The organism is Bacillus cereus group sp. BfR-BA-01524 (assembly GCF_022662595.1).
GTDB lineage: Bacteria > Bacillota > Bacilli > Bacillales > Bacillaceae_G > Bacillus_A > Bacillus_A thuringiensis_S.
Genome location: NZ_JAKUDW010000391.1, coordinates 1 through 258, shown reverse-complemented (window position 1 = coordinate 258; position 258 = coordinate 1). Strand labels below are relative to the sequence as shown.

The following is a 258-nucleotide window of genomic DNA, read 5'->3' as shown; positions in this document are numbered from 1 at the left end:
GCTTCAAATGATACAATGAAAATCACAGCTATCGATACAAAAGGTAAAACAACTGGTACTTTAGCAGTTTCAACTGATGGATCAAAGAAATTAGATGCTACAACTGCAGCAGCTGAAATCACAGCTCTTGACACTGCTATTCAAGAAATTGCTGACGCTAGAGCAACTTTCGGTTCTCAATTAAACCGTTTAGACCATAACTTAAACAACGTAACGAGCCAAGCTACTAATATGGCAGCTTCTGCTTCTCAAATTGAA

Annotated in this window: 1 protein-coding gene; it reads left to right on the top strand. The window is 38.0% G+C overall.

The features are described 5' to 3' along the window. The coding region (locus MR170_RS31605) for a flagellin (protein ID WP_276575702.1) at positions 1-258 on the top strand (258 nt) is incomplete at both ends.